Raw genomic sequence first — 21,755 nt, 5'->3', positions numbered from 1 at the left:
CATGATCAGCCGAACGTCGTCCTTTGCTTCCAATCAGTCACCAGTCGACCCGGTGGACCCTGCGGTCAGGTGACGGAACGGAGATCGTGTGCAGGTGATCGCATGACGGGTCCGACACCCCGACCGGGTGCCTCTCCCGCCCCGATGCGTCCGGTCGCGGCGCTACGCGTCCTGCCCGGGCTGGTCCGCGACCCGCTGCAGACCCTCGTCGGGCTCGCCGCCGACGCCGACGGCAGCATCGTCCGGCTGTCCGCCGGACCGGCCCGGCTCTATCTGGTCAGTGATCCCGCCCAGGTGGCGCACGTGCTGCGGGACAACGCGGCCAACTACCTGCGCGACGGCCGTGGCCTGCTCTGGCGGCCCATCCTGCGGTTGTTCGGCGACGGCATCCTGAGCGAAGGTCCGGTCTGGTCGGACAGCCGCCGTACGCTGCAGCCGCTGTTCACCGCCCGCCGGCTGGACGCCCTCACCGACGACCTGGCCACGGCGATCGCGGACGCGACCGGGCCACTGGCCGACGCGGCCCGCCACGGACACACCGTCGACATCGGCGACGAACTGGCCCGGCTGGTCTGCCGCGCCATCGTCCGGGTGATGTTCGCCGACCGGTTCACCACCGACCAGGCGCTGCGGATCACCGCGGCCCAGGACACCATCGCCACCGCCGTACTGCCGAGGCTGCTCCTGCCGTTCGTGCCCAACGCGGTCCCACTGCCCCGCGACCGCGCGTTCCGTCAGGCCGTCCGGACCATCGACGACATCGTGCTGCCGGTGGTTCGGCAGGCCCGGGCCGACGGCGACGACACAGACGATGTCGTCGGGACCCTGGTCCGCGGTCGCGACCGCGACGGCCGGGGCTTCGACGAGGCGCAGATCCGCAACGACACGGTGGCCATGTTCGCCACCAGCACCGAGACCACGTACGGCGTACTGACCTGGCTCTGGCCGCTGCTGCACCGGCACCCGGCGGTCGCCGACCGGCTGCAGCGGGAGATCGACGAGGTGGTCGGCGCCGGACCGGTCCGCCGCGAGCACCTGCCGCGGCTGCGCTACACCCGCATGGTGCTGGACGAACTGCTGCGGCTGTACCCGGTCGCCTGGCTGATCCCGCGTACCGCGCTCGCCGACGACGTCATCGACGGCGTCCGCATCAAGGCCGGCGCGCAGCTGATGGTGAGCCCGTACCTGACCCACCGACTGCCCACGGTCTGGCCGGACCCGGACCGGTTCGACCCCGACCGGTTCGACCCCGACGGTACGCAAGACACCGACGCCGGTCCGTCGGCCCCGGCGTCGGCCCGGCGTCGGCAGCGGTACGCCCACTTCCCGTTCGGCGGCGGACCACACCAGTGCCTCGGCCAGCACCTGTTCTACCTGGAGGCGTCGCTGATCGTCGCCACGATCCTCAGCCGGTTCCGGGTGCGGGTGACGGACGGCCGGCTGCCCACGCCGCAGGCCGGTGCGTCGGTACGGACCGACGCACCGGTACGGGTCCGGATCGAACCGGCCGCCCTCTCCCGGACGGTCTGATGCACACGGTGTCCTCATCGGCCGCAGCGAACCTGCAGAGCGCGGCCGAGAACGGCCGGATCTGCGCGATCGCGATCCACGGTCAGCGTGACCTGGCCGAACACACCCGGGCCTACCCCGGTCTGTTCCCGGCCCGCCCGTTCGACCCGGCGGTCAGCGCCGCGATCTCGCTGGCCACCGCGTTCGCCGCGCCCTGGTGCACCCCGGAGCAGCTACGGCTGGCCAACCGGGCCGCGCTGTGGGTGTTCGCCGCCGACTGGTTGATCGACTACCAGGCCACGACCGACGACGAGATCGTCGCCCTCGTCGACCGGTGCCGCGCCGTGGCGTACGGCGCCGCAGCCGGGCCCGACGACGAACTCGGCCGATTCCTCGCCGACATCGTCGCCGAACTCGACCAGGCACCCGCCTTCGCCGACCGACGGGACCGCTGGAGGGCCGAGCTGGACCGGACGCTCACCGCCATGCACCGGGAATGGCGGTGGAAGGCGGCCCGCCGCGCCACCCCGGCGCAAGCCGGCCCGACCTTCGCCGACTACCTCGACAACGCAGACAACTTCGGGTCGACCTTCGTCAACGTGACGCACTGGCTGCGTCTGGGCGACGGGCCGACGCTGGCGCACCTGACCGAGCTGATCACCGTCAGCCGGGAGGTGCAGCGGGTGCTCCGGCTGGTCAACGACCTCGCCTCGATCAAGCGGGACACCACCTGGGGTGACCTCAACGCGCTGCTGCTGACCGCCGACCGGGGTGTCGTGGAGGACCAGATCGGACATCTGGTGGACCGGTGCCGCGACCTGCTGCGGCCGTTGGAGATCCGCTGCCCCAACCAGGCCGCCTACCTGTCCCGGCAGCTGGGGTACACCAGCGGCTTCTACCGGGTCACCGACTTCTGGGGAGAGCTGTGATGGTCACCGGAAGCCGGGCCGCGCCCGGTGGCGGACGCGCCACGGCCGACCCGGTCCCGGTCCGTGCCCGACGGTACGTCGGACCGGTCACGGACAACTGGGACCGGGCCGCGCAGGAGATCGTGGACCGGCTGCCCGGTCAGCCCTGGGGCCGCACCGATGTCTCCGTCTACGAGACCGCCCGACTGGTCAGTCTCGCCCCCTGGCTAACCGGGCACCGGGCCCGGGTGCGCTATCTGCTGGCCAGCCAGCAGCCGGACGGCAGCTGGGGCGGTCCGGGCGGCTACGCGCTGGTCCCGACGTTGAGCGCCGTCGAGGCGCTGCTCGGCGTCAGGGCCGTACCGCCGGTCCGGTCCAGCGCCACGCCACTGACCGACGCGACGCCACTGACCGACGCGACGACGCGGGGGCTGACCGCCGCGCACCGGATCCTCGCAGCGGCGGCCGGCGGGACACTGCCCGACACCCCCGCCGCTGATCTGATCGTGGCAGCGCTGGTCGGCCGGATCAACCAACGGTTACGGCACCGCCCCGGCCTGCCCGCGAGCGACCCCCCACTACGGCTGCGAGGTGAACTCGACTCCGACCGGCTGGACGCGGTGCGCCGGCTGTCCGCCGGTGGCCGGCCGGTGCCGACGAAGCTGCTGCACGCGTACGAGACCTTCGCCAACCAGGTGGCGCCGCTGGGCCGTCCAGCGGTGGCCCCCGTGCCGGCCCACCCGCTCGCGGGGTCCGGGACAGGCGGACAGGCCGGCACGGTCGGCGGTTCGCCGGCCGCCACCGCGGCCTGGCTCGCCACCATCGATCCGGTCCACACCGAGGTCGACCCGATGCCCGCGCGCCGCTATCTGGAAGCGGTGGTACACCAACACCACGGTCCGGTGCCGTGTGCCACGCCGGTCGCCGTCTTCGAACGGGCCTGGGTTCTGACCACCCTGCTGCGCGCCGACGTCGCCGTGCTGGTTCCGCCCGAACTGCCGGGATCGCTGCGTGCGGCGCTCACCCCGGCCGGAGCAGCGACCGGTGCGGGCCTGCCGCCGGACGCCGACACCACCGCCGTGGTCCTGCACTGTCTCGCGCTGCTCGGACAGCCGGCCGATCCGGCGGTGCTGCTCGGCTTCTGGGCCGGCGACCACATCGCCACCTGGCCGGGGGAGGACGGAACTTCGGTGACCACCAACGCACACGCCCTCGACAGCCTTCAGGCGGTCGGGGGTGGACGTCGCGCCGCCGACCTGGACGTACTCCACCGGTCTATCAGCGCCTGGCTCTGCGACCAGCAGCAACCCGACGGCTCCTGGCAGGACCGCTGGCACGCCTCGCCGTACTACGCGACCGCCGCCTGCGCGTTGGCGTTGTCCGCCGCCGGCACCGGAGCCCGGCCGGCTGCCGCCGTGCTGCGGGCGGTGGACTGGGTGCTGCGCACCCAACGGCCAGACGGCTCCTGGGGGCGTTGGCACGGCACCGCCGAGGAGACCGCGTACGCGGTACGGATCCTGCTCGACACCACCGACCCACCCAGTGACCGGATGCTGCGGGCCGCCCGCCGGGGCGCCGCCCATCTCGTACCGTCCACCGCCGACCAGGGGCCGGCGCTCTGGCACGACAAAGACCTCTACCAACCGGTCACAGTGGTCGCGGCGGAGATCGTGGCCGCCGGCAAACTCGCGCACCGGGCACGCGTCACCGGCGTCAACAGGCACGCTTGAGCCACGGACCGCGACGCTGCTAGCGTGCGCCGTGCCGATGCGCTCATGAACAGGCGCGGCACAGTCCGCGTATGTACGGCCAGGAGTAGCAGGCAGATGACGAGATATTCGCAGGTCAGGCCGGGGACGGTGTAATGGTGTCACGCGGATTTCACCTGCGTACCAAGATTGTCGCGCTGCTGCTGTCACTCAGCGCGCTGTGGGCATTCGCCGCGTGGGTGACCCTGCGCGACGGCCTGAATTTGTTGTGGGTGCAGACCTATGACAGCCAGATCTACCAGCCGAGCGAGCCGTTGCTGCTCGGACTGCAGTCCGAGCGACGGCTGGCGATGGAATACCTGGCCGGGCCAACCGACGAACGCCGTAGCGAACTGGTCGAGCTCCGCGAGGCAAACGAACTGCTCGCGAACGAATTTCAGGCATCCGCCCAGCACTGGTGGGCGGACCTCGCGGCCGGCGCCGGACTGGAACAACAAGTCGCCGACACGGTACGGTGGCTGACCGAGCTACGCGCCACCCGCGACGCCGTCGAGGCACGGGAAGTCGACCGGGGCAGCGCACACGGGGCCTACACCAACACGATCGCCGCGTTCTTCCAACTGTTCGGTGCACTGGGCAACCTCGACGAACGCGACATCGCCGACGACACGGCGACCCTGACCGATCTCAACCGGAGCCAGGAACTGGTCGCCCAGCAGGATGCGCTGATCGCCGGTGTGATCGTCGCCGAACGGTTCACCACAGCCGAGCACACCTGGTTCGTACAGTTGGTCGGCGCACAGGAATTCCTCGTCGACGCCACTGTGGTGGAACTGCCGGAACCGGACCGGGCCCGGTACGCGGAACTGGTCGACAGCGCCAGCTACGAACGTTTCCGCAACGCTCAGCAGCGGATCATCGCGAGCGGGCCGTCCTCCTCGTCGGCACCGTTGACCGAGGCGCAGTGGCGGCCCGCGGCCGACACGACCATGTCCGATCTGCACGCGATCGTGCTGGCCGGCGGCGACGACCTCGTCGACCGGGCCGTGCCGGTGGCACTGCTGGTGCTGCTCCGGCTGCTGCTCGCGGCCGGTCTCGGCATGCTCGCGGTCGTCGCGTCGATCATCATGTCGATCACCACCGCACGGGCGATCGTCGCCCAGCTCGAACGGCTCCGGGACGCGGCGCACCGGCTGGCCGAGGAGCGGCTGCCGGGCGTGGTCGACCGGCTCGGCCGGGGCGAGGAGGTCGACGTGGCGGCCGAGGCACCGCCGCTGGAGTTCGGCAACGACGAGATCGGGCAGGTGGGCCGCGCCTTCAACCAGGTGCAGGAAACCGCGGTGCGCACCGCCGTGGAACAGGCCGAGCTGCGGCGCAGCGTCCGCGACGTGTTCCTCAGCCTGGCCCGCCGGACCCAGGCGCTGGTCCACCGGCAGCTCACCCTGCTCGACTCGATGGAACGCCGGGAGGAGGACGCGGACAAGCTCGAGGAGCTCTTCCGGGTCGACCACCTGGCCACCCGGATGCGGCGCAACGCGGAGAATCTGATCGTGCTATCCGGCTCGACACCCGGCCGGACCTGGCGCCGCGACGTGCCGATGGTGGACGTGGTCCGGGGTGCCATCGCCGAGGTCGAGGACTACACCCGGGTGACCGTCGCTCCGATCGGGCAGGTCTCGTTGGCCGGCCGGGCCGTCGCCGACGTGATCCATCTGCTCGCCGAACTCATCGAGAACGCGTTGTCGTTCTCCCCGCCGCACACCACCGTCCAGGTCAAGGGGCAGTTCGTCGCCAACGGCTACGTGGTGGAGATCGAGGACCGCGGGCTGGGCATGAGCGACGACGAGCGGGCCGCCGCGAACGAACGGATCACCGAGCATCCGGAATTCCGGTTGTCCAGCACCGTCCGGCTCGGCCTGTACGTGGTCAGCCGGCTGACCGAGCGCACCGGCATCCGGGTGCATCTGAAGGAGTCGCCGTACGGCGGATCGACCGCTGTCGTGCTGATTCCACGGGAGCTGGTGGTGCCGGGCGACGAAGCCACCGACCCGGATCTGTGCTCCAGCGACCGGCTCCCAGCGGCTGTCCCGGCTGTTTCTGCTGCGACCGACGCCGTCGAGACGCTGCCCCTGGCGGCCGCAGCCGGCCCGGGTCGGGCCGCCGAGCGGCGTTCCACGGTACGGGCGGTCGCCCAGGTGGCCGCCACCGCCCGATCCGAGCCCGTACCGCAACCGGGCGGCGACGCGCCGACCGCACCGACAGCGGCGGGTGGTCCGGCCGGGTCGGTGCAGTCCGATCCTGACCAGGTCCGGGCCGCCCCGCCAGCCGGGTCACACACATCGACCTACACCCCGTCCGGGCTACCCGTCCGGGTACGCTCCGCAGCCGCCGGATCCGCCGGTGGGCCGGGCGCGAACCCGCCCGACAGGTCGCAGCTGGACGGGCACCCGGAGAGCGAACCGGCCGATCCCCCGGCCCGCCCGGCCGAGCAGGTACTGCGGATGATGAGCGCATACCAGAGCGGGACGAGGCAGGGTCGATCGGACGCGGCGCAACTGCCTGACGCGCCGCCACCCGAGGATTCCGCGGCAGCGCCGCAACGACAGTCACCGGCCACCGCCCCGGTCGGCGACGACCGGAAACCACCATCGGCGTGAGCCTCAGCGCTAGGGCTGGCACGAACAGGAGAACCACTGATGCAGCAGACCGCTTCGATCGCGGACCTCACCTGGTTGCTCGACGATCTGGTCGGTCGGGTCAAGCAGGCCGAGCATGCGATCGTGCTTTCCGTGGACGGCCTGTTGATGGCCTCCTCGGCCGGCCTGGGACGCGACGACGGCGAGCACCTCGCGGCGCTGGCCGCCGGAATTCAGAGCCTCGCCCGCGGGGCCGGCAAACGGTTCCGCGGTGGGCCGGTACGACAGACCATCATTGAGATGGAGTCCTCGTTCCTGTTCGTCACGGCGGCCGGGCACGGTGCCTGCCTCGCCGTACTGGCCAGCGAGGAGACCGACGTGGGGCTGATTGCCTACGAGATGGCGATGCTGGTGACCAGGGCCGGCAAGTACCTGGCCTCCCGCAGCCGCCCGGCCGAGAACCACACAGAGAAGTGACCCGGCGACGATGAGCCAGTCCGACGAATCCGGTGAGGACCGGTGGATCGACGACCACGCCGGGCCGGTGGTCCGTCCGTACGCCATGACCGGCGGACGCACCCGGCCACGCCGCGGCCGGTTCGACCTCATCTCGTTGGTGCTGGCCAGGCCACGGACCCCACCCACGGAAGCCGGTCTCGGCCCGGAGCACCTGTCGATCCTGGACCGCTGCCGCGAGCCGCTGTCGGTGGCCGAAGTCGCGGCCTACCTGGATCTGCCCCTCGGCACCGTCCGGGTCCTCCTCGGCGACCTGCTCGAACACGCACTGGTCGAGGTACAGGAACCCCGTTCGGCGTCGAACCCGACTGACGACAGCGTATTCGAGGCGGTTATCAATGGACTACGAGCGCTCTGATCCGGCCGGCACCAGGCCGATCGCACCGACCGCGGTGAAGGTGCTCATCGCCGGCGGTTTCGGGGTGGGCAAGACGACCCTGGTCGGCTCAGTCAGCGAAACCCGGCCACTGCGCACCGAGGAACTGCTCACCGAGGTCGGGGTCGCGGTGGACGACGTCTCCGGCGTGGAGGAGAAGTCCACCACCACGGTGGCGATGGACTTCGGCCGAATCACCATCAGCGAAGATCTGGTGCTCTACCTGTTCGGCACCCCCGGCCAGGAGCGATTCCTCTTCGTCTGGGACGAACTCGCGATGGGCGCGCTCGGTGCGGTGGTTCTCGCTGACACCCGGCGGCTGGCCGACTGTTTCCCGTCCATCGACTACTTCGAGCAGCGGGGCACCCCGTTCATCGTCGCGGTCAACTGCTTCGACGGTGCCCGGCAGTACGCGCTCGGCGAGGTCCAGTTGGCGCTGAACCTCGATCCGGAGGTGCCGGTGGTGCTCTGCGACGCCCGGCACCGGCAGTCCGGCAAGGAAGTCCTGGTGAAGCTACTCGAACACGCCCGGGATCACTCACGCCGGTCGGCCGCTGTCGGATAGCCCCGCCGGACAGCCGCCGGACAGGCCGACCTCCGGCACCGGCCGGCGGGACTTCCGGCCCTGCCGCCCTGCCGGGAAATCCCCTGACAATCGATGTGTCGGAGAGAGCGCCGGACACCGACACCGATCAACGACAGGGAGGGGATCGAGATGGCACGCACCACACACCCGGCACCAGCCACGACCGACAGAGGATTCGCCACCACGCCCGCCGAGGCCCGGTTCGGCGAGGTGGTCTGGGCAGTGACCAGACTGGCCCTCGGATTCGTCTTTCTCTGGGCTTTCCTCGACAAGCTCGCCGGCCTCGGCAAGGCGACCCCCAGCGAGCGCGCCTGGATCAACGGCGGATCCCCGACCACCGGGTACCTCAGCAACGTGGAGGGCCCGTTCAGCGAGTTCTTCAGCGGCATGGCCGGTCAGGCCTGGGCCGACTGGTTGTTCATGGTCGGCCTGCTCGGCATCGGCGTGGCGCTGATCCTGGGCGTCGGAATGTGGGTCGCCGCAGCATCCGGCTCGTTGTTGCTGGCCCTTATGTGGCTGGCGTCGCTGCCGATCGCCACCAACCCGTTCCTGGACGACCACCTGGTCTACGCCCTGGTGCTGCTCGGCCTGGCCACGACCGGCGCTGGCCTCCGGTACGGCCTGGCCAACTGGTGGCGGAACCTGCCGCTGGTACGGCGCAACGCCTGGCTCCGCTGACCCACCCCGAGTCGGTCGACCGTCACGGCCCCGCTGAATTCACTCGGCGGGGCCGACCGCTGCCCGCGCACTTCGACGGCAGGGAATGCACATGAGCGCCGGCTGCGGTGATCACCGCAGCCGGCACCCACGTCCATCAAACGGCAGCTACCGAGCGTCCGAACCGGACGCTCACCGCTCCTGCGGTCGTCGCCTGAACCAGGCGATCGTCACTGCTCCTCAATCCTAGAGAGCCGCCGCCGGTTCGGTAATGGATTGTGGGCCATCCCACGTGGCTGTGGCCGGCCAGTGCCCGCAGACCGGATGATCAGTGACCCCCGCCCGGGACAAGCATTGACCGCCGCACCCGGATGCCGGTTTTCCTCGACCGACCGCCCCCTGGCCAGCGCCAAATGGTGTCCGGAACGAGATCCGGACCAGCGAACGCCGGCCGCCTGACCACTGACAATGGCCGAAGTGTTGCGGAATCGATGGCCAATGCGTCAGACTCAATTCCGAACACGGCCGTATCCCGAGGAGTGAGCATCTGTGGCCAAGAAAGTCATTACTCTGCTGACCGACGACCTCGACGGCAGCGAGGCCGACCGGACGGTCGAGTTCTCGCTGGACGGTGTCACTTACACCATAGATCTGTCCGAGAAGAACGCCGGCAAGCTGCGCAAAGCCCTAGACACGTACATCGCCGCCGGCACCCGGGTGAGCCGCAGCAGCGCTGGCGGTCGAGGGGGTCGCGGGAGCTTCTCGGCCGCGCCGGCCCGCTCCGACCGCGAGCAGAACCGCGCCATCCGCGAATGGGCGGCCAGGAACGGCTACCCGGTCTCCGAACGCGGTCGCATCCCGGCAAACGTGATCGCCGCCTACCACAAGGGCTGACCACCCGTCGGGTACATTCCCGGCAGAGGTGCCCACGCGTCACTCGGGCAGCTAGGTTATCGGCGCCGGCGGCGGCGCCGGACGATTTCGTCCGGCGGCAGGGCGGACATCCGCCGGCGCCACCGCCCTCCTGGTCGGATGGCTGGGAGGCACGCGATCAGTCGAACGACACATGATCGAACGCGAACTCACCACTCATCTCGGCACGGCGTGACAGCAAGGCATGCAACTCGCCGGCCAGCTCGTGGCGCTTACGCAACTGCGGCTCGCCGATCTCCAGTGTCGTCAACCGCTCCCCCACGGCCGCCGCCGCCAGGTCTTCAGCGAATCGTCCGGGCGCTATCCCGCAGTGCAGCCGGTGCGGCCAGATCCGTACCCTTTCGAACAGCAACCCACCCTCGCCGGCAGTCAGCCAGGCCCAGCCCTCCGCGCCCCCGTCCTTCCACTCGACATGCAGGCTACGCAGGAGCGGATCGGACAGCTGCCGGCTGACGAAGGCCTCCACTGCCCGGACGCGTGCCACCGCACCCAGATCGTTGACCTGGCCGGTCCGACCGTCCGGCAGCCGGCCGACGATGTCCCGGTAGCTGATGTCCCCAACGATCTCACCGGGCCGCAACCCGGCCGTGCTCTGCTGGAACGTCCGTGCGTCGAGCACGTACTCCACCACCCGCCGGCCCGGACCGGTCGCCCTCAGCGCCGCCGACTCGACCCGCAGCACCGCCAGGCCCACCGCTTCGCACACGGCGTCGGTCATTCGTTCGTCGCGACGCTGCTCGGCGGTCCGGTCGGCGGGGTCGACGAAGTCGGCCACGAAGACCGGACGGTAGTCGTCGGCACCACAGACCACGAGATCGAACCGCGCCCGAGTGGCCACACTCCACTGCCGGGTGGTGACACCCGGTGGACGTCCACCCACCAGCTGCCCGAGCCGCCGGCCCGGCACGATGACACAGCCGGCACGGTCGAACAGCTCGCCGCGCCGAACGCCCGCAGCGTGTTCCGCGAGGCTGAGAACCGGGCGCAGCCAGGGCTCCCGGACGTCGTCGTCGTTGGTCATGGATCGTGTCCTTGGCTTCCTCGCCACGCCGCGACCGGCGGGACCTGCCCATGCTAGACGCCCGTCAGCCAGGGGTGGACGGCGGCGGTACGTGTGGGTCAGCTCGGCGACAGCGGCACGCGGTCAGCGTCGCCGACGCGCCGGCTGGGCGGAGGTCAACCGCAACGCGAGCTCCGGACAGTTCGCCACGGCACGGTCGGCGTGCCGGCGCAGCTCCGCAGGCACCGCCGGCTCCCGGCTGCCGTCCCGGGAAATCGGAAAGCCCCAGTCGTCACGGGTCAGCAGCTCGGGCAGCAGCTCGATGCAGAGACCCCGACCGTCACAGCGAGCCCAGTCGATCTGCAACCGTGCACCGTGCGGATCGTTCACCTGTCGTCACTCCTAACGGCGCCACCCGGTGAAGGCCGTGTGTGGAGCAGCTTCACGCTGGCATCCTGTCCGCCCTGAAGCTGAAGGACGGAGCTGCACGAGATACACCGTACCGTGTTGGTCTATGGCTGAACACGAAGGCGTCCGTACCGGCAGACATTGAGTTCTCGCGATGCATGTCCGTTCTGGTCTTCGTGACGAAGTTTCGGCACGAGGTGTTCGGCGATCGGCACCTGGCCCGCATGGAGGCGATCATGGGCCAGGTGCCGCGACTTCGAGAAGGGCGTCTCCTCGCGCACTACTCGGGCCTGACGGCCCTCCCAGCGCGGGCTCTCACCCCGCCCTGAGTGCCGGAACGCTGGCCCGCAATCCGATAGCCCTCGGAGTCACCGTACGGCGGGATGGCACCGGCTTCGGGCGGTCGCCGGGCGACGAGGTCGCCGTCGGCGCCAGCGTCGGGCAGCCAGCCCGGCGGGTCCGCCGGCTGGAAGACCGATCCCGGCTTGCGGTACATGTCCAGCAGGCTGGACGGTACGGAGGCGGCGGCCCGGCCGCCGACGTAGGAATCGACCGGGTGCTCTGCCTGACCTACTACCGCAGGCGGACGGTCCCACATCGGCCCGGTCGGCTGATACTCGGCAGGTTGGTAGCCGGCAGGACCGGCAGGTCGGTAGCCGACGGGAACGGCAGGTCGGTAGCCGGCAGACGCGCGGTCGCCCGGCGGGTCGGCGTGCAGCCAGTCGGTCGGCGGACGGACGGCTGCCTCGTCGGTCGTCAGTCCCGACCGCCGGTGCGATCCCCCGGGGGCCTGCCCCCCGGGTCGGGGAGCGTCGTCGGTGGCCCGCCGCCGCGACCGGGGCCGCACCCACAGCAGCAGACGCCAACCGAGCGCGCCCAGCACGGCCGCCAGACACCCGGCGTTGACCGCCACCATCCAGGTCTGGCCGCTGTCCGTGCCGGTTCCGACCGAGTGGCCGAGCGCCGCCGGCCAGGCGGCGTACGCCAGCCAGTGCAGCGCCCGCCACAACCGCACGCCGATCCGCCGACGCAGCAGACTGGTCACCACCAGCACCAGCATCACGTCACCGGCGAGCGTGCCCAGCCCCATGTACAGCGGCCGGTACTCGGCGCCGAACGGCACGAACAGGTCGTACACCCGGAGCTTGGCGTACGGATCGAAAAGCAACGTGACCACGTGGACCGTCAGCAGCCCGACCGCCAGCAGCGCCGCATTGCGGTGGACCAGGCTCACTGCGAACCGGGGCAGGCCGAACACCGGTCGGCCCGACCTGCTGCCCACCCCCAGCACCACGACCGCCGACAACAGGACGAGCGCCGTCACCCCGGTGCCGCGCGCGACGAACCACCCTGCCTCCGTCACTGTGTCTCCTCCTCCGCGGACCAGCCTCCGACGGTCCGCACCGTGCCGTCCACAGCCACCAGCCGGGCCGGCGCGCCGAGACCTGCCAGCCACCGATCGGCGGTCGCACCCCGCACCAGCGCTGCGGTGCTCAACGTGTTCGCCCGCAGGCAGCTGTACGCCGCCACGGAGACGCTGCGCCACACCCGGCCCGCCGGCGTACCGGTGCGGGGGTCGACGATGTGGTGCATCGTTGCGTCTCCGGCGGTCCACTGCCGGCTCACCGTGCTCGAGGTGGCCACCGCGCCGCCGGCCGGCAGACCGATCACGCACACCGGATCCGATGGACGGTCCTGCACCCGGATCCGCCAGCGTCCCTCCGGGGCCGACCCTGCGGTGGCGATGTCGCCGCCGAGGGCGACCAGCACACCGACCCGGCACCGGCGCGCGACGTCCCGGGCACAGCGGTCGGCCGCCCAGGCCTTCGCGGTCGCGCCCAGGTCCAGTTGCACCCCGTCCGGTACGGCCAGATCGGTCCCGTCAAGCCGGATCTGACGCCAGTCCGCGGCCGGCGGGACGGTCTGCGGCACGGCGGGCCGTCCGTGCAGGGTCACCCAGCGCAGATCTTCGTCGTAGCCCAGCCGGCACAGCGCCGACCCGACGGTCGGGTCGACGTCGCCGTCGGTCTCGCGGGCCGCCCGCAGCGCCACCGACACCAGGCCGGCGAGCAGCGGGCTGATCCGCACCGGCGTTCCTCCGCTGCGGCATGCCCGGACCAGTTCGGAGTCGGCGCGGAACCGGCTGCAGGCGGCGTCGACGGCGGCCAGCACGTCCTCGACGATCGTTCGGGCCGCCGGCACCGCCGCAGGGTCGCTCACCACCACCCTGGCGAGGGTTCCCCACACCTGCCACTGTGCACAGTCTGGCCCGACCGGGAGGGTTTCTAGCAGCGGCATCGCCTCACGACCCGCCGGAGGTGGCCTGGCCGGGTTGGCCACCACCGCCGGTCACCGGCGGAAACTCGGCCGTCGGCGGGGCCCGGTCGACCGGCTGGTCCGGTTCGGTCGCGCCGTCCGGGGCAGGTTGTCCGTCGCCGGCCGTCGCCGCCGGATCGGTACCCGCCTCACCCGGATCGGGTTGCCCGTCGGCACCGGCCGGCTGCGGCGCAGTTTCGCCCTGCACGCTACCCGCCGGAGCGTTCCCCTCCTGGTCCGCCGTGTGATCGGCGTGCGCCACCACGGCGACGCCGAGCGTGCCGGCGATGCTCGCCACGGCCAGCCCGCCGGTGATCATCGTGACCCGCCGCAGCCCCAGCTCCCGCTCCCCCACGTGGCCTCCCGAATCGCCGTGCTCGGCGGACCACCCGCCGTCAACCCGGGATACGGCTCGGACAGATACCCGGTTCAACCGACTGGGCACACACCCCCGGCGGGTCCGCCAGGTTTTACCGGCGGCGGATTTACAGCGCCGATGATCAATGGCACCGTGTCCACAGCGGAGGGCGACCGCCCCTGCCACGGGTGGACGGCCGGACCGGCGGCCACCTGTCGTCAACGGAGGGAAACTGGATGTCGACAAGGACAACGACGAGGTCCGCAGCGGCAACCCTGATAGCGGCGGCAGCGGCACTGCTGATGATCGTCGCGGCGGCACCCGCCAGTCAGGCGGCACCGCCGCACTTCGCGCACCTCAATCCGGGCGGAGCGCCGGCGCTCACCGAGAAGGTCCCGGTCAATGTGGTCTTCCTCGGCTACAGCCGGACGCAGGTGGACCGGTCGGCGTACCTCGATGAACTGCCGCAGCGCTACGAGCCGGTGGTCCGCTCCCGGCTGTGGTACGACCAGGTCGAGAAGCTCGGTCTGACCTACACCTACGACTACCGCGTCCGGTACGCGAACAAGCGGTACGAGGACCGGTTCTTCGCCGAGCTGGAGCGGCTGGCCACGCCCGCGCCGCTCACCGTCTACCAGGAGCTCTACAACGAGCAGCAGGGCAACGTCGCCACCATCACCGACAACCACCACATCGACGCGCCGAGCGTGGAGCGGTGGTTGGCCCTCAACCCACCGGCCGGCGTCGACACCCGACGCAACACCATCTTCTTCATCAACTGGTTCGGCCGGTCGGACTTCAAGTTCCACGTCTACACCAAGACCGATGAACCTGACCCGGACACCGGGCACAACTTCGGCGCCGAACGGGACAGCCGGAAGATCTCCGCGTGGGGCGGTACCACCGCCGACGACGAGGAGAACGGCCTCGGTTCCACCCGGCGGGTGTGGTTCCACGACCTGTCGGCCGGGCCGGAATCGTGGACCGAGAACTGGAACGTCGATGATCCCGACCTCGACGGCAACGGCGTCGAGGACTACCGGATGCCGCCGGTCTGGGAGTACGCCGCCGACGGCTACCGCTCCCCCGACGCGCTCACCGGCGACCTCGCCCTGACTACCCGCTACGTGGCGATCAACCTGCTGTTCACCACGTCGCCGCTCTATCCGGCGGAGCTGCCGAGCGCCGAACCGCCGAAGTCGATCAACATCGACAGCAACGTCTACGAGGGCTGGGAGGGCGTCGACGCGTCCGTCCGCTATATCGACGAGGAGCTACTGCAGCTGGAGTTGCGGGAACTGCGGTGGCGCAACGTGCTGGACTACGACGGACAGAACCTCCCGTTCGAAGGTGACGCCGAGCGCTGCTACTACGCGGTGATGATCGACGACGAGTCCTGCTACCCGGAGCTTGGCTACCCGCCGTTCGCCAACTTCTACCTGCAGAACAGTTTCGAACTCGACCGGGTGCTCGACGATCAGGACCGGGTCGACTACGAGCTGCCGGTGTTCAGCTACGCGTTGCCGGCCGGCACCCCGGTGCCGGCGCTGGGCTTCGCCGACGACGACTACACCGACGGTACGCAGTCGTACGTCTTCGCATTCGTCTCCCCGGAGATCGTCGACGCCGGGTACGGGCTCACCACCACGCTGATCCACGAGGTGGGACACCACCTGGGAATGAGTCATCCGCATGACGGCTACGACAGCGAGACCGGCGTCGACTACGGCCCGGAGGACGACTTCTTCTTCGCCTGGTCCGGCGACCAGGTCAACTCGATGATGAGCTACATCGACCTGAACTGGGACTTCAGCCAGTTCGACCGGGACAACAGCGACCGGTTCCTGACCGCCGCGTACAACGAGGCGGCGAACCGGCTCGCCGAGTCGGTGTTGGACGGTCCGCACCCCGGCCGGGCCCACCGTGACCTGCGTGCCGCCGACCGGTTGATCGGTGCGGCGGAGCACGCGCTCGCCCGGCACGACTACCGGCGTGCGCTGGTCCTCGCCGAGCAGGCGTACGGCAAGGTCGTCGACGCCGCCGGGCGGGCCGGAGTGCCGGCCGGGACCGTGGCCGAGCAGATGTCCGCCCGGGCGCAGCAGGCCCGCGCCGCGTCCGAGGTGACCGGACCGCACGAGTTCATCGACACTTTGGGCCCGGACAGCCCGCGTAGCCAGCCCTGACCAGCAGGTAGCGGGAGACCAGGAGCCGGGCGGCCCAGGCCGCCCGGCTCCTGCGTACCCGCGAACGGCCGCCGCGCCGGTGCCCGTGCCCGTCCGACCGGTGGGGCGGGATCGGGCCGGGTGAGCCGGCGCACTACCTGTAAAGCGTCCTAGGACGAGTTCGCTGGCCTGGGCCACGCCAGCGACCGGACCCGTCAGCGGCAGTGCGGGCGGGGCAGGTCGGGGTCGCCGTCAGGGCGGGAACGGTCGCGGGCCGGGGCTCGGCTTTGGTCGGACGCGGCCGCCGTCGTGCTGACGGCGGCCGGCGCCCGGGTCGTCAGGTCAGGTCAGGTCACAGCGGCGGGTACGCGTTCGCCATCAGCTCCTGGAACTGAGCCGAGAACCAGTGCCCGGAAACCGGCGCGTTCGGCAGGGCACCACTCATGTTGTTGTTGTTCCGCGGGTTACCCGTGTACGTCGGGTCACACATCCGGTCGAAACCCTTACCCTCGTCGTTCGGGATCTCCCGGCTCGACCCGTCCGACTCACCCGGCGGCTTGATCCACACGTACGCGTCGATACCCGAAGCGGGCGCCGCGGTCGGACGCTCGCCCAGACCGGCACCCGACTGGTTGCACCAGTTGCCCTTCTGGAACCGCCGGTCGATCCGCGACTCGTCGACGCGGGTGTCCACATCGGTGGCGTTGCTCGGACCGGTCGGCCGCGCCGAACCACCCCAACCGTTACGCGACGTGTCGATCAGCATGCCGACACCCGACGGGAACCCAGCCTGCACCAACCGCTGCCGGAACGCCTGCGCGAACGACAGCTCGTCGTTGTAGTTGTTCCAGTCGATCCACGACGACTGGCGAGTGTTGCTGTCCACCGTGATGTACGGCTCCCGCAACGCCGAGTAGTTCGCCGTGTTCGTGATGAACCCGTGCACATCCGACGGCGACGCACCCGACGCGTTCGCCGCCTGCGCGATGATCTGCGCCGTCGGACCGAAGTTGTCCTCCCAGCCGATCCAGCCGTGGTGCCCGGCGTCGATGTAGTTGTACACGTTCGGCACGTCACCCAGCTGCGAGATCGCGTAACCGACACCCGTCACGTAGTTGCCGTTCGCCAGCATCACGTCACACTCAGGCGTCGCCGTCGGCCGGCTGCCCACGTTCGTGATCAGGTTCGGCAGCGAATCGATCTCGATCACCGCCACGATCCGCAGATTCCGGTACGCCGCCCGACCCACGATCTCCGCGATCGGATCGATGTACTCCGTCCGGTACGCGCCAATCTCCGTCGGACCCAACTCACCGTTGGACGCCAACGCCGCACAGTCGCGACCCGGCAGGTTGTAGATCACCACCTGGAAGACCAGCGGACGGCTACCGTTCGCCGCGTCCTGCCGCACCGCCTCGTCCAGATGGTCGGCCAGACCCATGTCACCCGTCGTCGGGCTGTTGTTGCCGTAGATCGCGCTCGTGCGGTCCAGCCACACACCCGTCGGCTCGTCCGCGATCCGGCTACCACCCGCCTCAGCCGCCGCGTTCGCACTCCAGATCGGGTTCACGTACACATCCGCGCCCACGTACGGGTTGTCCACCCGCGGCCCACCCGGCGGCGGAGACGTCGGGGGCGCCGTCGTCGGCGGCGGCGCGGTGGTAGGCGGGGCGGTCGTCGGCGGCGCCGTGGTGGGCGGGGCGGTCGTCGGCGTGGTGCCACCGTTGCACGCCACCCCGTTCAGGGTGAACGCGGTAGGGCTGGAGTAGCTGCCGGTCCACCGCCCGTTGAAGCCGATCGAGGTGGACGACCCCGTGCCCAGGTTGCCGTTCCACGAGGCGTTCGTCGCGGTAATCGCGCCAGAGCTGCCGCTCCAGTTCGCCGACCAGCCCTGAGTCAGGGTCTGACCGGACGGCAGGGTGAAGCGCAGGCTCCAGCCGTTGACCGGATCCTGCCGATTGCTGATGGTGATGTTGGCGGTGAATCCGCCGGCGCCGGAGCCTTCGTTCCAGGTGTTGGCCTGGTAGGTGACGTTGCAGACAACTGCGGCGTGGGCAGCGGTGGTCGGGATGATCAAGGCTGCGGCGACCAGCGCGGTAGCGCCACCGACGGCCAGCAATTTACGGTGTACGGTGCGTTTCGGGACGGATGACATCGCATTCTCCTACAGATCCGCAGGGCTACCACCACGGGCCGGAGTGTCGACCTGGACCGGTTGCCGGCCGAATCCGCCGCGGACGGTGCGGCCGCACGGTCGAGGCCGGTGGACGTGGTGGGCTGGAGAGGAGTGCCCGGCGCCGGACGGTGGTCACCCGGCTGTCCCCTCGGTCTGAACGAGCCGCTCGCGTTGGCTCCCGGTGCGGCTGAGGCGAATTCTGGCACGTGAAGATGATCGATACAATCATCGGTTCAGCCGGCCTGGACGGACGGGGTGAAATCCGGTCGATCGGGTTGACATGGTCTGCGAGCATGATCGCCGTGACCAAGCTGAACCAGATCATCGCGGTGGAGAAGGGCGTCAAGAGCAAGTCCTTCGCGGAGTTGACCGAGGCGCACCACGTGGTGCAGAAGCAGCCGCTGTTGTCCGGCATCTCCCGCACCTACCAGCCGAAGGACGAGGAGGGTGAACAGTTCCCGCCCGAGTCGACCCGGGTGCAGGTGCACGCCGAGCAGGTGCTGCGGGACGTGGCAAAGACGCTGACCCGGCTGTTCGACGTGACCGCCACCAAGGACTGGGCGAACACCCGGGCCACCGCCGACGTGGTGGTTGACGGCCGGACCCTGGTCACCGCCGCGCCGGTGTCGTACCTGCTGTTCTTGGAGAAACAGTTGGTCGACCTGCACACCTTCGTCAAGAAACTGCCCGTGCTGGACGCAGCCGAGTCGTGGAACCGCGACGAATCAACCGACTCCTGGCGTACCGAACCGGTGCGTACGGTCAAGACGAAGAAAGTGCCCCGCAACCATGTCAAGGCCGAGGCGACCGACAAACACCCGGCGCAGGTCGAGGTCTACTACGAGGACGTACCGGTCGGCTACTGGACGACGGTGAAGTTCTCCGGTGCGCTGCCGGCCCGGCGGGTCAACGAGTTGCTGGACCGGATCGCTGCGCTGCAGACCGCGGTCAAGTTCGCCCGCGAGGAGGCCAACGGCGCCGAGGTCACCGACCAGCGCATCGGCGACGCGGTCTTCGGCTACCTGTTCGGGTAGTCGCAGAACACCTGCTGCCGGGTAGCATCACAGTCTCCCCCGGGCTGAAGCCCCGGGGGTGGCCGTCAGCCGGGTTAGCGCCGGCTGACGGCGGAGGAGCACCAAGCTGAAGCTGACGACGAATCTGACGAAGCGGTCCCAGTGCGGGTTCGAGTCCCGCCCCCGGCACCATCCACACCGGGGTGGCCCAACTGGCAGAGGCAGCCGCCACACATTCAGGCTCTCGCTCCACGCTCAGCATTCGCCGCCGGTCGTCAGGTCGAGAAGGGACGGACAGGGACAGCTGGATGCTGGTTCGAATCCAGCTCGCGCCTCCAACGCGGCGCGGTAGTTTAAGGGCAAAACCCGGCGTCATGAAGAGTGATCTGTCCCTTTTAAATGTGCTGACGGCAGCAAATGGGCGGCAGCCCAGAGGCCCGGAGACAGGACAGCTCTCCGGGCCTCGCCATGCCCGGACCGGTCTGGGTCGGTCACCGGTAGACCCAGCGGTGATAGGCGCCCAGATCGACGTTGCCGCCGCAGACGACCGCCACGACGCGCCGCCCAGCAAAGCGGTCGCGGTCCTCGAGCACGGCGGCGACGCCGAGTGCGGCTGACGGCTCGCCAGCCGAGCCGGCGTCCCAACGCGTCGCACCGGTACATCGGCGTATCGAGGAACACGGGGTCGATCACCCGGCGTGCGGCGTGAATCCGGTCGAGGTCGAGGCGTGTCCTGGGCACGCTGGGACGGTACCCGCAGCAGGACCCGGGGACCTTCCCCTCAGCTCACGTCCGGCCGACATGTTGATCGACGACAGACAATTTACAACCCGGTCGGTGCGCCGTATCGTCCTCTCCATCGGACGACAACACGGGGGATGTCTGAAATGGTCGATTCCGGCACGCCACGGACCAGCTTGGCGGACAGCCACGTACTCGCGGCCCAGCAGTGGGTCAACGCCACCTATGCCGGCGCGCCGGGATACCTCAGTTGCCCGGAGGACGGTCGCACCGGCTGGCCGACCGTGCTGTCGCTGACCCAGGGGCTGCAGTACGAGCTCGGTATCTCGCCGACGGTGCAGAACTTCGGGCCCGGCACTTTCGCCGCGGTCCGCACCCGCAACCGGCTGCCGGCCGAGGAGACCAACACCAACCTGGTCCGCATCTACAACGCCGCGCTGTGGTGCAAGGGCTACTGGGCCGCCACCGATCAAGGAGTCTGGACCACCGATTCGGAGGGCTCGTTCAGTCAGCTCTACACCGACGCCGGGCTCGCGTACGCCAGTCTGTCGGCCCGTCGGGCGATGTGGCCGCACGTCGCGCGGGCGATGCTGCGGATGGACCAGTTCCGTCTGGTGCCGCAGGGTGACAGCGTCATCCGGGGCATCCAGCAGCGGTTGAACTCACGCTACGTGGCCGGCGTCGGCATCCCGGCGATGAGCCTGGTGCCCTGCGACGGGTTCTACTCCCGGGACGTGCAGCAAGGGCTGATGATGGCCATCCAGTACGAGGTCGGCATCCCGCTGGGCTCGATCAACGGCAACTTCGGGCCGGGCACCCAGGCCGGGCTGCGTGGCGTCGGCTCCGGCCCACTCACCGGCGACCTGCGGCACCTGTTCCGGTCGGCCTGCTACGCCAACTCACCGACCATGCTGCCGGGCGACCCGCAGCTGCCGCTGGCGTACCAGCCGCAGGACATCGACACCGACGTGGAGACCGCCACCCACCTGGCGTGGCTGCGCGCCTTCCAGCGTTTCTCGCAGATCCCCGAGAGCGGCACCAACGACTACACCACCTGGGCCCAGCTGCTCGTCTCCTGCGGCGACACCGGCCGGCCCGCCACCGGCTGCGACTGCATCACCGAGATCACCGCGGCCCGTGGCGCACAGCTCGTCGCGGCCGGCTACCGGATCGTCGGGCGGTACCTCGACGAGCATCTGCCACCGTCGGACCCGTACTTTCTGGACAAGGCACTCAAGCCCGGCGAGCCGCAGACCATCCTGGACGCCGGGCTACGGTTCTTCCCGATCTTCCAGTACAACGGCACCCAGCTGGTCAACTTCACCTACCCGAAGGGGTACGACCAGGGGCGGATCGCCCATCAAAAGGCCGTAGCGCACCGGATTCCCGCCGGTACCTGCATCTACTTCGCCGTCGACTTCGACGCTCTGGACGTCGACATCGACAGCGGAGTCAAGCCGTACTTCCAAGGGGTGAAGGCGGCGCTCGCCGAGTTGGGCGGCCACTACCAGTTCGGAGTCTACGGCTCGCGCAACGTCTGCAGCCGCGTCTCGCAGGAGGTCGGCGCCCGGTGGTCGCTGGTTTCCGGGATGTCCTGGGGCTACTCCGGCAATCTCGGCTTCCCGCTGCCGGCGAACTGGTCGTTCAACCAGATCCGGGAGTACGAGTTCGCGCCCGGCTGGGGGCTGGACCACGACGTCTGGCGGGACGGAGCCGATCCGGGTGTCGCCGCGCTCGTAGCTGGCCAGTGA

18 protein-coding genes are annotated in these 21,755 nt (G+C 70.0%); 12 read left to right on the top strand and 6 right to left on the bottom strand.

The window, feature by feature from the left end:
* Positions 1-102: 102 nt before the first annotated feature.
* The 9 genes from O7610_RS03575 to O7610_RS03535 all read left to right on the top strand — a co-directional run bounded on the left by O7610_RS03575 (position 103) and on the right by O7610_RS03535 (position 9,791).
* The gene (locus O7610_RS03575) at positions 103-1,530 is read left to right on the top strand and encodes a cytochrome P450 (RefSeq protein ID WP_289212618.1); all 1,428 of its coding nucleotides are present in this window, start codon (positions 103-105) and stop codon (positions 1,528-1,530) included.
* Positions 1,530-2,438 (top strand): terpene synthase family protein, encoded by a 909-nt coding sequence (locus O7610_RS03570; protein WP_281554331.1) that lies wholly within the window; start codon positions 1,530-1,532, stop codon positions 2,436-2,438. The genes O7610_RS03575 and O7610_RS03570 overlap by 1 nt, the downstream gene beginning before the upstream one ends.
* On the top strand, positions 2,438-4,147 hold the full coding sequence (locus O7610_RS03565) for a prenyltransferase/squalene oxidase repeat-containing protein (protein WP_281554330.1): 1,710 nt from the start codon (positions 2,438-2,440) through the stop codon (positions 4,145-4,147). The genes O7610_RS03570 and O7610_RS03565 overlap by 1 nt, the downstream gene beginning before the upstream one ends.
* A gap of 134 nt (positions 4,148-4,281) precedes the next feature.
* Positions 4,282-6,783, top strand: a complete 2,502-nt coding sequence (locus O7610_RS03560) for a sensor histidine kinase (protein WP_281554329.1) — start codon at positions 4,282-4,284, stop codon at positions 6,781-6,783.
* A gap of 39 nt (positions 6,784-6,822) precedes the next feature.
* On the top strand, positions 6,823-7,239 hold the full coding sequence (locus O7610_RS03555) for a roadblock/LC7 domain-containing protein (protein WP_281554328.1): 417 nt from the start codon (positions 6,823-6,825) through the stop codon (positions 7,237-7,239).
* A gap of 10 nt (positions 7,240-7,249) precedes the next feature.
* Complete coding sequence (locus tag O7610_RS03550) at positions 7,250-7,636, top strand: DUF742 domain-containing protein (protein WP_281554327.1); 387 nt, start codon at positions 7,250-7,252, stop codon at positions 7,634-7,636.
* The gene (locus O7610_RS03545) at positions 7,617-8,219 is read left to right on the top strand and encodes a GTP-binding protein (RefSeq protein WP_281554326.1); all 603 of its coding nucleotides are present in this window, start codon (positions 7,617-7,619) and stop codon (positions 8,217-8,219) included. Before O7610_RS03550 ends, O7610_RS03545 begins: the two co-directional genes overlap by 20 nt.
* Positions 8,220-8,369: 150 nt before the next feature.
* On the top strand, positions 8,370-8,918 hold the full coding sequence (locus O7610_RS03540) for a DoxX family protein (protein WP_281554325.1): 549 nt from the start codon (positions 8,370-8,372) through the stop codon (positions 8,916-8,918).
* A gap of 528 nt (positions 8,919-9,446) precedes the next feature.
* Positions 9,447-9,791 carry a histone-like nucleoid-structuring protein Lsr2 gene (locus O7610_RS03535; protein WP_281554324.1) on the top strand — a complete coding sequence of 115 codons (345 nt, stop codon included), beginning with the start codon at positions 9,447-9,449 and terminating at the stop codon, positions 9,789-9,791.
* Positions 9,792-9,948: 157 nt separating this feature from the next.
* Here the strand turns inward: O7610_RS03535 and O7610_RS03530 are convergent, their stop codons facing one another.
* The 5 genes from O7610_RS03530 to O7610_RS03510 form a co-directional block, all read right to left on the bottom strand.
* Positions 9,949-10,851: a DUF2726 domain-containing protein gene (locus tag O7610_RS03530; RefSeq protein WP_289212616.1), complete on the bottom strand. Its 903-nt coding sequence runs from the start codon at positions 10,849-10,851 to the stop codon at positions 9,949-9,951.
* A 123-nt stretch (positions 10,852-10,974) separates the two neighbouring features.
* Entirely contained in the window at positions 10,975-11,220 is a 246-nt protein-coding gene (locus tag O7610_RS03525) for a ferredoxin (protein ID WP_278168406.1), read from the bottom strand.
* A gap of 298 nt (positions 11,221-11,518) precedes the next feature.
* Entirely contained in the window at positions 11,519-12,601 is a 1,083-nt protein-coding gene (locus tag O7610_RS03520) for a ferric reductase-like transmembrane domain-containing protein (protein WP_281554322.1), read from the bottom strand.
* Positions 12,598-13,536, bottom strand: a complete 939-nt coding sequence (locus O7610_RS03515; protein ID WP_281554321.1) for an FAD:protein FMN transferase — start codon at positions 13,534-13,536, stop codon at positions 12,598-12,600. Before O7610_RS03515 ends, O7610_RS03520 begins: the two co-directional genes overlap by 4 nt.
* A 4-nt stretch (positions 13,537-13,540) precedes the next feature.
* Positions 13,541-13,909, bottom strand: coding sequence for a hypothetical protein (locus tag O7610_RS03510; RefSeq protein WP_281554320.1), 369 nt, complete (start codon positions 13,907-13,909; stop codon positions 13,541-13,543).
* A 239-nt stretch (positions 13,910-14,148) separates the two neighbouring features.
* On the opposite strand from O7610_RS03510, the gene O7610_RS03505 reads away from it, so the two are divergent.
* A complete protein-coding gene (locus O7610_RS03505) occupies positions 14,149-16,095 on the top strand; it encodes a zinc metalloprotease (protein ID WP_281554319.1) in 1,947 nt (648 codons plus the stop codon).
* A 331-nt stretch (positions 16,096-16,426) separates the two neighbouring features.
* Here the strand turns inward: O7610_RS03505 and O7610_RS03500 are convergent, their stop codons facing one another.
* Positions 16,427-18,229, bottom strand: coding sequence for a glycoside hydrolase family 6 protein (locus tag O7610_RS03500; RefSeq protein ID WP_281554318.1), 1,803 nt, complete (start codon positions 18,227-18,229; stop codon positions 16,427-16,429).
* A gap of 323 nt (positions 18,230-18,552) precedes the next feature.
* Between O7610_RS03500 and O7610_RS03495 the strand changes: the two genes are divergently transcribed.
* Positions 18,553-19,284 carry a DUF7873 family protein gene (locus O7610_RS03495; protein WP_281554317.1) on the top strand — a complete coding sequence of 244 codons (732 nt, stop codon included), beginning with the start codon at positions 18,553-18,555 and terminating at the stop codon, positions 19,282-19,284.
* A gap of 857 nt (positions 19,285-20,141) precedes the next feature.
* Positions 20,142-21,755 (top strand): glycoside hydrolase domain-containing protein, encoded by a 1,614-nt coding sequence (locus tag O7610_RS03490; RefSeq protein WP_289212615.1) that lies wholly within the window; start codon positions 20,142-20,144, stop codon positions 21,753-21,755.

It is taken from the genome of Solwaraspora sp. WMMA2065 (assembly GCF_030345075.1).
In the GTDB taxonomy this organism is placed as follows: Bacteria; Actinomycetota; Actinomycetes; order Mycobacteriales; family Micromonosporaceae; genus Micromonospora_E.
The sequence above is the reverse complement of the archived record's forward strand: the minus strand, read 5'-3'. Positions and strand labels throughout refer to the sequence as shown.